The organism is Candidatus Effluviviaceae Genus I sp., assembly GCA_016867725.1.
Lineage (GTDB): Bacteria > Joyebacterota > Joyebacteria > Joyebacterales > Joyebacteraceae > VGIX01.
Window position 1 is genome coordinate 19532 of sequence record VGIX01000019.1, and the last position, 14090, is coordinate 33621.

Annotated in this window: 9 protein-coding genes; 7 read left to right on the top strand and 2 right to left on the bottom strand. The window is 69.5% G+C overall.

The window, feature by feature from the left end; all coding sequences use genetic code 11:
- The first annotated feature begins 10 nt into the window (after positions 1–10).
- The 4 genes from FJY74_05830 (at position 11) to FJY74_05845 (ending at position 7147) form a co-directional block, all read left to right on the top strand.
- On the top strand, positions 11–2539 hold the full coding sequence (locus FJY74_05830; protein MBM3307827.1) for a T9SS type A sorting domain-containing protein: 2529 nt from the start codon (positions 11–13) through the stop codon (positions 2537–2539).
- Positions 2540–2730: 191 nt separating this feature from the next.
- Positions 2731–5739: a fused MFS/spermidine synthase gene (locus tag FJY74_05835; GenBank protein ID MBM3307828.1), complete on the top strand. Its 3009-nt coding sequence runs from the start codon at positions 2731–2733 to the stop codon at positions 5737–5739.
- 131 nt (positions 5740–5870) lie between these two features.
- On the top strand, positions 5871–6494 hold the full coding sequence (locus FJY74_05840; protein MBM3307829.1) for a protein-L-isoaspartate(D-aspartate) O-methyltransferase: 624 nt from the start codon (positions 5871–5873) through the stop codon (positions 6492–6494).
- A 17-nt stretch (positions 6495–6511) separates the two neighbouring features.
- Positions 6512–7147: a phosphatase PAP2 family protein gene (locus tag FJY74_05845; GenBank protein ID MBM3307830.1), complete on the top strand. Its 636-nt coding sequence runs from the start codon at positions 6512–6514 to the stop codon at positions 7145–7147.
- On the opposite strand, the gene FJY74_05850 is transcribed toward FJY74_05845, so the two are convergent.
- Positions 7092–9707, bottom strand: coding sequence for an insulinase family protein (locus FJY74_05850; GenBank protein MBM3307831.1), 2616 nt, complete (start codon positions 9705–9707; stop codon positions 7092–7094). The two genes, FJY74_05845 and FJY74_05850, sit on opposite strands and share 56 nt — an antisense overlap.
- Positions 9708–9931: 224 nt before the next feature.
- Between FJY74_05850 and FJY74_05855 the strand changes: the two genes are divergently transcribed.
- The 3 genes from FJY74_05855 (at position 9932) to FJY74_05865 (ending at position 12987) form a co-directional block, all read left to right on the top strand.
- Positions 9932–10699 (top strand): inositol monophosphatase, encoded by a 768-nt coding sequence (locus FJY74_05855; protein MBM3307832.1) that lies wholly within the window; start codon positions 9932–9934, stop codon positions 10697–10699.
- 54 nt (positions 10700–10753) lie between these two features.
- Entirely contained in the window at positions 10754–11677 is a 924-nt protein-coding gene (rsgA, locus tag FJY74_05860) for a ribosome small subunit-dependent GTPase A (protein MBM3307833.1), read from the top strand.
- A gap of 74 nt (positions 11678–11751) precedes the next feature.
- Entirely contained in the window at positions 11752–12987 is a 1236-nt protein-coding gene (locus FJY74_05865; GenBank protein MBM3307834.1) for a transferase, read from the top strand.
- 69 nt (positions 12988–13056) lie between these two features.
- On the opposite strand, the gene FJY74_05870 is transcribed toward FJY74_05865, so the two are convergent.
- A complete protein-coding gene (locus FJY74_05870; GenBank protein MBM3307835.1) occupies positions 13057–14037 on the bottom strand; it encodes a PDZ domain-containing protein in 981 nt (326 codons plus the stop codon).
- Positions 14038–14090: the final 53 nt, after the last annotated feature.

Below are 14090 nucleotides of genomic sequence, written 5' to 3' on the forward strand. Positions count from 1 at the left end.
AGGAGACATGATGCGTCCCCTGCTCACCCTGTGCGCGCCTGGCGTCGCCCTCGCGCTCGTCGTCACCGCCGTGCCGACCTCCATGGCCAAGGAAGCGCGCCCGGTCGCGCCGGATCCCGAGATCGAGGCGCTCCAGCGCGGGATCGACGAGAGCGGACGCCATTGGACCGCGCGGCGCAACTGGACCACCGATCTCTCCGAGGAGGAGGCGCAGGCGCTCCTCGGCGCGCGCGTGCCGCTCGAGGTGGAGAGGCGCTTCGCGCGGCTCGACCGCTCGAGCTTCCCGATCGCGCGGGACCTTCCCGCGAGCTTCGACTGGAGGGCGCTCGGCGGCGTCACCCCGGTGAAGAACCAGGGCGGCTGCGGAAGCTGCTGGGACTTCGCGGGCGTGGCGGCGATCGAGTCGCAGGTCCTTCTCAACGAAGGCACCGCGTACGACCTCTCCGAGCAGCAGGTTCTCTCGTGCGCGACGCCTGGGACCGGCTGCAACGGCGGGTGGTACTCGTGGGCGTGGGAGTACTTCCGGGAGCACGGAGCCGCGCTCGAGTCCTGCATGCCCTATCAGGCGAGCCACGGCGTCCCCTGCGCGGACGCCTCCTGCACGAAGTACGCGACGGTACGGGAGTGGATCGACGTGCCGAACGACGTCGACGCCATCAAGACGGCCATCCTCACGGCCCCCGTGGCCACGACGTTCCGCGTCTACGGCGACTTCTATTCCTATGGCTCCGGCTGCTACGAGAACCCGGGCACCGATCCCATCAACCACGCCGTCCTCATCGTGGGCTGGGACGACTCGATGTGCGGCGGCCAGGGCGCGTGGCTGTGCAAGAACAGCTGGGGTGACTGGTGGGGGAGCCTGGGCGGCTACTTCTGGATCAAGTACGGAAGCTGCAACGTCGGAACGTGCACGCAGCTCCCGATCTACTACGAGGGCAACCAGGTCGTGTACGCCGGCCACTCCGTTGACGACGGCTCCGGCGACGGCGACGGGCGCGCGGATCCTGGCGAGGAGATCGTACTGGCCGTGACGCTTCGGAACGACGTCCTCGCGCCGCAGCGCACGGGCGTTCAGGCAACGCTGTCGTCGATCACCTCCCACGCGTCGGTGCTTCAGTCGGACGCGTCGTATGGAAGCATGGCTCCCGCGCAGACGGCTCAGGGCTCCCCGGCGTTCGTCATGGCGGTCGACCAGTTCGCCCCGGCCGGCGCCGTCGCCGAGTTCGTACTCACCATCACCGCGGACGGCGGCTACGCGGCAGCCGACACCTTCGGGGTCAAGCTCGGGCCCTGTCCCATCCTGCTTGTGGACGATGACGCAGGCGAGGGCACGCAGCGGTGGTTCGAGGCGGCCCTGGACCGGAACGGGTACGCGTACGAGATGTGGTCGGAGGACTTCGACGGCGACGTCCCGCTCTCGGAGCTCGAGCGATACATCGTGACGATCTGGGACACCGGATGGGGAGGCGGCCTCGGAAGCGCCAACCGGAGCGCCATCTCGCAGCATCTGGACGCGGGCGGGCGCATCGTCTTCTCGGGCGAGGACATCGGCTGGTATCTTAACTACCAGAACGACCCGGCCAAGATCGCCTTCTACAACGACTACCTGCACGCCGACTACATCGAGGACGACTCGGGGTACAGAAGCCTCACGGGCGTCGCGGGCTGTCCGATCGGGAACGGGCTCTCGTTCACGCTGAACGGCGCCGGGAGCGCGAGGAACCAGTTCTACCCGAGCGAGATCGAGCCGCGGGCGGGGGCCAGCGCGGTGTTCGAGTACGGCCCCGGCGCCCAGGGCGCGCTCAAGTACGCGGGAGATCATCGCATCGTGCATCTTGCGTTCGGACTGGAGGGCGTCACGACGACCGCGATGCAGGACACCATCCTCAGGCGCGCGCTCGAGTGGATCGTGGACGAGTGGCCGGACACCGAGCAGCCGAGCGTGGCGCTCACGCATCCGGCGGGCGGCGAGGAGCTGACCTCGGGCGAGGAGTGCGTGATCACCTGGACGGCGACCGACAACGTGGGCGTGGTCTCCGTGGACATCCTGCGCTCGTGGGACAGCGGCGCGACCTTCCCGGACACGGTGGCCGCCGAGGAGGCCAACGACGGGTCCTTCTCGTGGACCGTGCCCGAGGGATCGAGCGCCACATCCCGCGTCCGCGTCATCGCCCGCGACGCCGCGGGGCTCGCGTGGCACGACGACTCCGGCGCCGACTTCTCCGTCACGTCGGACGCGCAGGTGCCGGACGGACCGCCGCGCGCGCTCTCGCTGGCGCAGAACGTCCCGAACCCGTTCAACCCGGTCACGAGCATCAACTACTCGGTCCCGGCGGAGGCCCGGGTAGTGCTCAGCATCTACGACGTCGCGGGCAGGTTCGTGAGGACCGTCGTGGACCAGACGCTCGCGCCCAACCGCTACACGGCCGTCTGGGACGGGCTCACGTACGCGGGCGAACGCGCCTCGTCGGGCATCTACTTCTACAGGCTCGTCGCGGACGGGGAGGAGCTCGCGCGGAAGATGATCCTCGTGAAGTAGCAGAGCGCCCGTCTGCCGATGTCTGCGTGCGGGGCCCCCGCGGATGCCGCGGGGGCCCCGCCGCTTTCCCGCTCGGATGGGGACGCCGTCCGCGGGCTCCGGGCCGCGCTGTTGACGCCCGCACGGGCGACGGCGTACGATAGGGCACCCCTTGAGCGCGGTCTTCGCACCACGAGGACAGGAGATCGGACATGCAGCGGACCCCCGTGCCGAAGCGCCTCATCCTCGTCTTCTTCTTCCTGTCCGGCGTCGCCGGGCTCATCTACGAGGTTGTGTGGGCGCGCCTCCTCGAGCGCGTCATGGGCGCGTCGGTGTACTCCATCACGACCGTGCTCACCGTCTACATGGCGGGCCTTGCGCTCGGGAGCTTCCTCGCGGGCAGGTTCGTCGACAGGCGGAGCGACACCCTGCGCATCTACGGCCTGCTTCAGGGCGCCATCGGCATCTACTGCCTCCTCGTCCCGGCCATCATCGCCGCGACCATGCCGCTCTACCGCGCGGCCTACCAGAACCTCGCGGGTCTGGCGCACTCGTGGAGCGCCGTGCGGTTTCTCGTCTCCGGCCTCGTGCTCATCGTGCCCACGACCCTCATGGGCGCGACGCTGCCGGTCCTGTCGCGCCACCTCACGAAGCGCTACGACAGCCTCGGCGAGACCGTCGGGCAGCTCTACGCGGTGAACTCGCTCGGCGCCGTCGTGGGGGCGTTCGGCGCCGGATTCGTGCTCATGCCGCTGCTCGGGATGTGGGGCACGATCCTCTCGGCCGCCGTCGCCAACATCGTCATCGCCGTCGCGGCCGTCGCGCTCCATCACCGGGGTGGCGGCGCGCGCGAGCGGCGGGCGCCGAAGCCGAAGGGCGGCGAGAGGGCGGCGAAGATCGTGAAGGTCGAAGCGCGCCAGCCGGCCCACGGGCACGCGGTCCACTCGGACCGCGTGCTGGCCTTCGTGCTCGCCGCCTTCGCGCTCTCGGGCTTCGCGGCGATGGTGTATCAGGTGGCGTGGATGCGCACGCTCTCGCTCGTCCTCGGATCGTCCGTGTACGCGGTGAGCATCACGCTCACGGCGTACGTCCTCGGGCTCACCATCGGCGCCGCGGTCTTCGCGCGGCTCGTTGACCGGAACAGAGACCTCCTCCTGCTCTTCGGCTGGATCGAGATCGGCGTCGGAGCGGCCGCGCTCGGCGTCGTTCCGATCCTGGGCAGGCTCCCGATCGCGATGATCGCCGTCATCGAGGACTACTCCGGTTCGTTCCCGCTCCTGATGGCGGTCGAGTTCCTCATCGTCTTCCTCCTCGTCCTCGCTCCGACGGTGCTCCTCGGGGGCGTCTTCCCGACGGTCGTCAAGCTCTTCACGAAGCGCGTGGAGACGGTGGGGCGCTCGGTCGGGAGCGCGTACGCGTCGAACACGCTCGGGGCGATCGCAGGGTCGTTCGCGGGAGGGTTCGTGCTCATCCCGTGGATCGGGATCCAGCGGTCCATCGCGGTCGCCGTCGTGGTGAACGTCGCGCTCGGCTCGGCGCTCGCGCTCGCCAGCCCCTCGGCGTCGCGCTTCAGGAAGCTCGCGGCCCCGGCGGCCGCGATCCTCACGCTCGTGCTCTTCCTTCCTCGGGTTCCGCGGTGGGACCCGGTCATCATGTCGAGCGGGGCGTACCTCTATGCCGACATGTACGCGCGGCAGGCGCAGGCGTGGAACATGTCGAGGGAGGACGTGCTCCGGCACTCCGGTGAGATCCTGTACCACAAGGAGGGCGTCGCGACGACCGTGACCGTGCGCCGCGTGAGGAACGAGCTCTTCCTTCAGGCCAACGGGAAGACCGAGGCCTCGACCGGCCCGGACATGAAGACGCAGCGGCTCCTGGGGCACGTTCCGATGATGCTGCACCCGGATCCGAAGAGCGCGCTCGTCATCGGTCTCGCGAGCGGGGTCACGGTGGGGTCCGTGGCGACATACCCCGTCGAGCGCATCGATTGCGTCGAGATCGCGCCGGCGATGGTGGAGGTCGCGAGGACCTTCTTCGCCGAGGCGAACCGTCACTGCCTCGACGATCCGCGCGTGTCCGTCATCATCGAGGACGGCCGCAATCACGTTGCGTTCACGGACCGCGTCTACGACGTCATCATCTCCGAGCCGCCCAACCCGTGGGTCTCGGGCGTTTCGAACCTGCTCACCCGCGAGTTCCTCGAGCTTGCGAAGGCGAGGACGGCGCCGGGGGGCGTCGTCGGGATCTGGTTCCAGGCGTACAACATGTCGCCCGGCGAGTTCCGCATGATGGCGCGGACGTTCGCCTCGGTGTTCGAGCACGCCACGCTCTGGGAGATCGACCCGGCCGTCGACTACATGTTCGTCGGCACGGTCGGAAGGCCGGCGCTCGTGGACCACGGGACCGTCGCACGGAGGCTCGCCGATCCGCTGATCGGTGACGACCTCGCGTCCATCCGCGTCCGGACGGTCGCTGACTGGTCGGGGCTCTTCGTGACCGGCGGGGAGGCCCTGGTGCGGTACGCCGGCGCCGGGCCGCTTCACACCGACGACGGACTTCAGCTCGAGTTCTCGACGCCGCGCAACATGTACAGGCAGTGGAAGGGGGAGCAGCTCGAGGCGCTCGACGCGTTCAGGATCGATCCCGGGGCTCTTCTCGCTGGGCTGCCGCAGGGCGAGGCGGGGGCGATCGCGGACGCCGTGACGCGGAGGGCGTCGGCGCGGAGGCTCGTGGCGATCGGTCTGGCGGCGGCCGAGGCAGGGAGGACCGAGGACGAGTACGCCGCATACCGCGCCGCGGCCTCGGAGAGCCCGGACGATCCCGTGGTCGCGGAGGCCGTAAGCAGACTTCTCTGCAGGATGGGCGCGGAGCTTCTGGCGAACAACCGTGCCGAGGAGTCGATGCCGTATCTGCTCGCCTCCATCGAGGCTGGCCCCGACTTCGCACAGCCTCGCTACTTCCTTGGTGCTGCGCTCCTGAGGCTCAGGAGGATCGACGAGGCCAGGGGCGAGCTCGAGAGGGCCCTCGAGATCGATCCGAGCTACGCGGATGCCTACTTCAGCGTGGCGGCCGTCTACGAGGCGCTGGGGATGAAGCGCGAACAGCTGCGCGCGCTCGAGCGCTACGTCGAGAGCGCGCCGACGGCGAGCAACGTGGCGGCGGTTCGCGCGCGCGTGGAGAGACTGCGCCTCGAGTCGGGCAAGGAGGGAGCACGGCCGTGAGGCCGCGACGCGGTCCGACCACGGCCGCCTGCGCGCTGCTCGCGGCCGCCCTGCTCGTCGGATGCCGGCCGGTCGCCGACGGCAGCTCGCGACCCGAGCCGGCCGACCAGCAGGCGTCGGCGCGGGCGCGCATGGTCTCGCAGCAGATCCAGGCGCGAGGCGTGACGGACCCTCGCGTGCTCGATGCCATGCGGCGCGTCCCGAGGCACCTCTTCGTCCCGGAGGATCTCGCCTCACAAGCTCACGCGGACCACCCGCTCCCGATCGGGCACGACCAGACCATCTCGCAGCCGTACGTCGTCGCGCTCATGACCGAGCTGGCCGACATCGGACCCGGTGAGCGGGCGCTCGAGATCGGCACGGGCTCCGGCTACCAGGCGGCGGTGCTCGCCGAGCTGGCCGACAGCGTGTACACGATCGAGATCGTCGAGCCGCTCGCGGCGGAGGCGGCCGAGAGGCTTCGTCGCCTCGGATACGGCAACGTCGTCGTCCGGAGCGGCGACGGCTACCGCGGATGGCCCGACCGCGCGCCGTTCGACGCGATCGTCGTCACGGCCGCGCCCGGTCACGTGCCGCAACCGCTCCTCGACCAGCTCGCCGTCGGCGGGAAGCTCGTCATCCCGGTGGGAGAGGTCATCCAGGAGCTTCGTGAGATCACGCGAACGGACACGGGATTCGTCGAGCGGAGCGTGCTTCCCGTGCGGTTCGTTCCGATGACGGGCGAGGCGGAACGGCGCGGCGCCGGCGGCCGGTGACGCGCGGGGAGGTCCCCTTGTTCGGCAGGCTCCTCGATCTCGACACGGCGCTCTTCCGCCTTGCGAACGGCGCCGCGGGACATCCGGCGATCGACCGCGTCATGGTCTTCGTGACGACACAGGACCACTGGGTCCCGGTGCTTGCCGGTCTGTGGATCGCGCTCGTCGTCTGGGGAGGGAAGAAGGGCAGGATGGCGGCCGCGATGCTCGTCATCGCCGTCGCGCTCTCGGACCAGCTCTCTTGCAGCGTGCTCAAGCCGCTCGTCGCCCGCGTGCGCCCGTCGAACGCGCTTCCCGCGGACGCGGTGCGTCTGCTCGTCGGGCGCTCCAAGGCGTTCTCGTTCCCGTCGGCGCACGCCGCGAACTCGTTCGCCGCAGCGACGGTCCTCTCGTGGAGGTGGCCGCGGTTCGCGCTCCTCGCGTTCGCGCTCGCAGCGCTCGTGGCCTACTCCAGGGTGCGCGTCGGACTGCACTACCCGGGCGATGTCCTGGGCGGCGCGGTCGTGGGCCTCACGTGCGGACGCGGCGCCATCTGGATGGTCGCCGCGTCCGCACGATGGTTCGATCGCGTGAGGGCCTCGCGCCGAGGCCCGGATCCTACGGATGCTCCTCGATCCTCTCCTCCTGCGGGGTCGGTCGCCTCAGAACCGTGACGGGGTCTCTGAGGTACCTCTGCGCGACCCTCAGGACGTCGTCCTTCGTGACGGCCCCGATCCTCTCACGATAGTCCTCGTTGTGGCGCGGTCCGAGCCCGTAGAGCTCGCTGATCGCCGCGTCCCTCGCCTGCGAGGAGTTCGTCTGCCGCTGCGTCTCGTTCATCACGATGCAGAGCTGCTTGGCGTGCTCGAGCTCCTCGTCCGTGACCGGCGCCGAGGCGATGCGCGCGACGTGCCCGTCGATGATGTTCAGGACCTGCTCGAGCGCCTCGTCGTACGTCGCCGCGTAGATGCCGAAGTAGCCCCTGTCGATCCCGGTCCAGTTGTACGCGTGCACGACGTAGACCAGCGAGTTGCCCCGAAGGTCGGTGTGCAGCCAGCCGCCGGGGTAGTTGATGCCGGAGATGATGCCGTCCAGCACGTCCATCGCGTGGCGGTCCTTCGACGAGTACGGCATGCCCTCGTAGCCCATGAAGATCACCGTCTGCGCGCGGTTGTGATAGCTCGTGAGCCGCCCGGGCTCCGTGCGCGCGTCGGCCGCGACCGGCGGCGGCAGGGTGCGCTTCGACGGCGTCCAGCCCTTGAACAGCTTCCGCACCTGGCCGACCACCTCCTCCGCCTTCACGTCGCCGAACACCGTGAGAACGGTGTTGCCGGGCGTGACGCGCGACGCGTGGAAGGCGGCGAGGTCGTCCCGCGTGAGCGCCGCCACCGTCTCGCTCGTGCCCGCGGGGCAGCGGCCGTACGGGTGGCCCGCGAAGAGCTCCGCGACCATCCTGTCCATGGCGTCGGTGGTCCAGTCGTCGCGCCGGGCGAGGAGCTGCGCCTGGATGAGAGATCGCTCCTTCTCGATCTCGGCGCGATCGAACCTCGGGTTCTGCATGACGTCGGCGAGGATCGCGAGTCCCCTCGGGAAGTCCTCGCGGAGCACCGTCATGTCGCACTCGATCCTCGTGTGGTTGGCGCTGCACGAGAGCGACGCGCCCATCGCGTCGAGCTCGCGGCTGATGCGCTCTCCGGTCATCTTCTTCGTGCCGCGGGGCAGCATGCGCGCGACGAAGTTCGCGGAGCCGGCCGTATCATCACTCTCGACGCGCGCGCCGGCGAGCGTGTAGCTCCCGATGGAGACGATGGGGTTCGTGCGGTTCTCCTTCACGAGGAGCGTGAGCCCGTTCGGGAGGACGTACCCCTTGAGCTCACCGATCTCGGCGTCGGCTGCGCGGGCCCTCTCAGGCGCCGCGTCCCGCGCGGGCTCGAGCACCGCGACCGTGAGGTTGTCGTCGCGGAAGTACCTTCTCACGGCGGCCTGGATCTGGTCGGCGGTCACACCCTGGATGCGCTCGGCGTACCGCCGATCGAAGTCGGGGGTCCCCGCGCTCAGCTCCGACGTGCCGAGACTCGAGGCGATGCTCTCCATGTCCTGCCGTCCGAAGAAGAACTCCGCCGTCTTGAGCTTCTTCGCCGTGGCCAGCTCCTCGCCGGTGACCTTCCTGTTCCTGAGCGCGTAGATCTCCTCGGCGGCGACGCGCACCGCTTCGTCGATGTTGGCGGGGTCGAGGGCCATGCTGACGGAGAAGCTGCCCGCGTCGTAGGACGGAGTGTGCGAGGACGTGCTGACGGAGTACACGAGGCCCAGCTCCTCGACGAGCCTCCTGTGCAGCCTCGAGCTCTTGCCCTCGGACAGCACGAACGACAGGATGTCCAGCGGGTAGAGGTCGGGATGGGCGAGCGGCACCGTGTGGTAGCCCATGAGGACGTACGCCATGTCGAGGTCGCGCTGCTCGCGCTGCTCGCGCCGCCCCAGCTGCGGCGGCTCCGAGGGGAGCGTCGGAAGCTCGATGGGCCTTCGGGGATACGGCCGGAACGCCTCGCGGACCTTCGCGTACGCCTCCTCGGCGTCGACGTCGCCGACGACCACGAACACCATGTTGTTGGGCACGTACATCCGCGAGTAGTAGTCGAGCACGTCGTTCCGGGTCAGCTGCAGGAAGTTCTCCACGTAGCCGATGACGGGGTACTTCGTCGGGTGGACGCGGAACATGGTCTCGCCGTAGAGGTTGTACAGCCGCCTCCTCGGCTCGTCGTAGCCCATGTTGATCTCGCGCGTGATGATGCCCTGCTGGGTGTCCACGGCCTCCTGAGGCATCGTGGAGTTCATCATCTGGTCCACCAGGAGGTCGAGGGCCTTGTCGAAGTTGTCGCGCGACGTCTCGATGAAGTAGCAGGCGTGGTCCTTGGTCGTGTACGCGTTGTGTCCCCCGCCGATCGCCTCGATCTCCTTCTCGATCTGTTCCATCGAGCGCGTGGTCGTCTCATCGCCGATGAGGTGCTCGACGTAGTGAGAGATCCCCGCTCCCAGGTACTTCCCCTCGAGGATGGACCCGGCGCGGACGTAGCAGCGGACGTTCACGACCGGCGCCGACCGGTTCTCCTGGACGATGACCGTGAGGCCGTTCTCCGGCAGGACCCTCCTGATGAAGTCCGACGCGGCCGCCGTCCCGCACAGGAGCAGCGCGACGACAGCCGTCAGGCACAAGGCGCGCGCGATCGAACGCATGTCCTCATCTCCCCGGCGGCCCGTGCCGCCTGTCCGTGAAAGCGGGCCGTCGACGCTGGCGCTGGCGGCGCCGGCCGACGGCCTGCGAGTGAACGCGTTGGCATCAACTCTAGGCCGACGAGCTCCCCCGGTCAAGCCGGACCTCGCAGGCAGGCGGTAGGTGGGACACGGGCGCCGTCTTGGTGGTTGATTCGGGCGGCTGCTGCATCTACCATGTCGACTCCATGGGAGATGCGCTTACGACGGCCATCGAGGCGGCGCGCACGGCGGGGGGAATCCTCGCGGCCGGCTTCGAGCGTCCGATGGACGTGGCCCTGAAGAGCCCGCGGGAGCTCGTGACGACGATGGACCGGGCCGCCGAGGACGCCATCGTGCGCGCCATCCGCGACGCCTTCCCGGGAGACGCCATCCTCGCTGAGGAGGGTTCTTCGAAGGCCGGCAGCACCGGGAGGGTCTGGATCGTCGATCCGCTCGACGGCACGAACAACTACGCGCACGGGTATCCGTTCTTCTCCGTGGCGATCGGGGTGGAAGAGGACGGCGCGCCGGCGGCGGGCGTCGTCTATGACCCCCTGCGCGACGAGATGTTCGCGGCCGAAGCCGGCGGCGGGGCGACGCTGAACGGGAGGCCGCTTCGCGTGTCGGACGCGGGAGCGCTCGCTGACTCACTCGTCGCAACAGGGTTCCCGTACGACAGAAGCGAGCGCACGGACAACAACCTCGCGAACCTCAACAGGGTCGTGCTCGCCGCGCGGGGGATCCGGCGCGCCGGATCGGCCGCGCTCGATCTCGCGTACGTCGCGCGCGGGCGTCTGGACGGCTACTGGGAGCTCGGGCTCAGGCCATGGGACGTCGCCGCCGGCGGGCTCGTCGTCCGCGAGGCAGGCGGCGCCGTCACGAACTTCGGCGGCGGCGCGTGGGACCACAGGCGCGGCGACATCGTCGCGAGCAACGGACGGATCCACGCTGAGCTGCTGTCGCACATACGATAGGGCTGCCGCGGCCTGTGCCGCTGCCGTCACCGCGGTGCGGGACCGCATCGGACCATGAGCGAGCACGTCGAGGGAACCGTCGTCGCGTGCCACAGGGACGACTGGGAGGTCGCCCTGGACAGCGGCCTTGTGATCCGGTCGAGCCTCAGGGGGCGCCACTTCATCGCCTTCACGGAGGGCGACAAACCCATCGCTCCGGGCGATCGCGTGCGTCTCGAGATGCTCGACGACGGAACGGGTGTCATCAACGACGTGCTGCCGCGCGCGACCGTGCTCTCGCGACGCCTCCCGGGCGCGAAGCGCGCGACCGAACAGGTGGTCGTCGCGAACGCGGACCAGCTCGTCGTTGTCGCGTCCTTCGGCGAACCGCGGCTCAACCGGAGACTCATCGACCGCTTCCTCGTTGTTGCTGAGGAGGCGGGGCTCTCATCGGTCGTGGCGCTCAACAAGATCGACCTGTCGACGGACGACGAGCGGCGCGCCGCGGCGAGAGCCTACGAGCTGGCGGACTACCCGGTCGTCCTGACGTGCGCGCAGGATGGGAGCGGTGTCGCAGAGCTTTCCGGGCGCATGACCGGCAGATTCTCCGTTCTCGCCGGTCCCAGCGGGGCTGGGAAGAGCTCACTGCTCAACGCGCTGGAGCCGGGCCTGGGCATCCGGGTAGCGGCGGTGAGCCGGAAGACGGGGAAGGGGAGGCACACGACATCGAGCGTCACCGTCTTCCGGCTCTCCGCAGGGGGAATGGTCGTCGACACGCCGGGGTTCCGTGAGCTCGGGCTGTGGCGCGTGCGTTCAGAGGACATCGGGGACCTGTTCCCGGAGATCCGCAGGCACGCCCCCCGGTGCAGGTTCAAGGCATGCAGCCACGGTCTGGAGCCGGACTGCGCGGTGAAGCAGGCGGTGGCCGCTGGGGACATCGACCACGGGCGCTATGAGAGCTACCTCAAGCTCAGGTCCGAGCTGGCTGCGCCGGAGTGATGCCGGCGCAAGGTCCGAGTCACGCGGCAACCCGGGGCCGCGGCGCCGCCAGCGGGTGAAAGGGGATGGTCGTCATGCAGGTGGTGTTGTTCGAGGACGGTCAGCACCGCGCCTTCGGACCGCTTACGTCGCTTCGCCCGATGTTCTCCTTGAGATGCGGCGTATTCCGTCTCCGTGAGAAGTGGGAGATGCGCCGTCCCCGGTGGCGCGTGGCGCTGCTGCCGAGGGCGGAGCTCGCCGACGTGTTCGCCGAGGAGTTGCCCCGGCGAGGCATCGACGGGCTCGGCGACGGGCCGACAGTCCTCGTGTCGGGGAGGGCGCTTGCGGACGAGCGGCTGCTCGCGGCCGCCGAGGCGGTGTCGGGCGAGGCGGTCCTTCGGGCGGGCAACGCCGCCGTCGGCGCCCGGATCGAGCGCGACGTCCGAGGGCGCGTCGGAGCGTTCGGGCGGTCGGGAGGTGATGTCGCCGTGCTCGGCATCGACGCCGCGGTCGACGTCCCGGCTCGCCTGGTCTCCCGCCCCTGGGATATCGTGGAGCTCACGGCGGGAGAGATCGCGGCCGACGCCGAGCTGCGCGGCGTGCTGTGCGGCGTGAAGGGGCTCGTGCACCCGGGGGCTCACCTCATCGAGCCGGGCCGCGTCGCGATCGGCGAAGGAGCGACGGTGGGGCCCGGCGCGGTGATCGACGCCGCCGCGGGCCCCGTGGTGATCGGCGAGGGAGCGACCGTCATGGCGAACGCGGTCGTCATCGGCCCGGCGGCTGTCGGCGCGCGGTCCGTCGTGAGGGCCGGCGCGCGGATCTACGGAGGGACCTCCATCGGCCCGGTGTGCAAAGTCGGGGGAGAGGTAGAGGCGTCCGTTCTCCAGTCGTTCACGAACAAGCAGCACGACGGGTTCCTGGGGCACTCGTATCTCGGAAGCTGGGTCAACATCGGGGCTGCGACCGACGGGAGCGATCTCAAGAACAACTACGGAGATGTGCGCGTTGAGATCGGCGGCGAGCTCGTGGACACCGGGCTCACGCACGTCGGGGCCGTGGTCGGTGACCACTCCAAGACGGCGATCGGCACGAAGCTCGGCACCGGGACCGTCGTCGGCGCGTTCTGCAGTGTGCTGTCGTCCGGACCGACGCCCAGGAGCATCCCGGCGTTCTCGTGGGGCACAGGGGGCGGGTTCGTTCTCCACGACGTCGACAGGGCACTCGCCACTGCGCGACGCGTCATGGCGCGGAGGGGCATGACGCTGACAGCGGCCTACGAAGCCCGAGTCCGCGCGCTCTTCCGCGAGGCGCGGCCGGACGCCGCGCTGTGACGCGGCGTGACAGCGCGACGCCCCCGCCAGGCGGCGGGGGCGTCGTCTCTGTGCGGCAAGCAGGGACGCCTACTCCGAGTCGATCTGCTTCTTCAGTCTGCGAATCTCGTCCTTCAGCTCGCGGATCTCGTCCTTCAGCTCCTCGACGGCCTCCTTGAGCTCCGCCCTCTCGGTCTCGATGATGCGGATCTGCCGGACCTTCTCTCCGTCTCCTGCGGCTCTCACATACGCCCTCACGGCTCGGGCGTGCTCCGACTCCTCGATCGTCGCGGCCAGCGTGATCTTCTTGCGGTCGCGCCAGACGACGACCTTCGTCTCCTGGCCCGCCCCGATGCTCCCGATGGCGTCTCGGAGCTCAGCGGTGCTGCCGACCGGGGTGTCGCCGATCTTGAGAATCACATCGCCTGGGCGAATCCCCGCCTTCTCCGCGGGCCCACCCTTCACGACGTCTTCGACGAGGACACCCTTGCCTCCGGGGACAGCGAAGTGCTCGGCGAGTCCCTCGCTCAGATCGTCGATGTACACGCCGAGTCGTCCTCGTCCCGCCGCTCCCGACAGGCCGACGTCGACCCACGGCAGGTCGAGGTCGATCTCCTTGAGCGCCTTGAGCGCCTGGAGTCCATCGAGGCCCCCAAGCACTGCGATTCGGGCCTTCTCTCGTTCGGCAACCGTCGTGTTCAGCGTCAGCGGCTTCCCATCTCTCAGAACGACGATGGCGATGTCGCTTCCGGGCGCCGTGCCTCTCACGACATCGACCATGGCAGCCACGTCGGCGATCGCTCTGCCGGCCGCTGTTGTGATGGCGTCTCCTTCCTTGATGCCGGCCTTCTCAGCGGGGCTTCCGTCGTGGACCTCGAGCACGAGAACACCCGTGACGTCCGGCGGAACGGAGTGCTTGCCACGGACCTCGTCGGTGATGTCGGTGATGCTCACACCGAGCCACCCCTGCTTGGCAGGCCCGGCGTCTACATCCTCTGCGCCGACCGGCGTCTGGACGGCCGCAAGGCAGAGGCCAATGCACACAGCCGTCGCCCACGCTCTTCCTCTCATGAGGCACCTCCCTGTGTCCGCCTGCGCCGTGGGTTGGAGCTCGAGACCGCCGT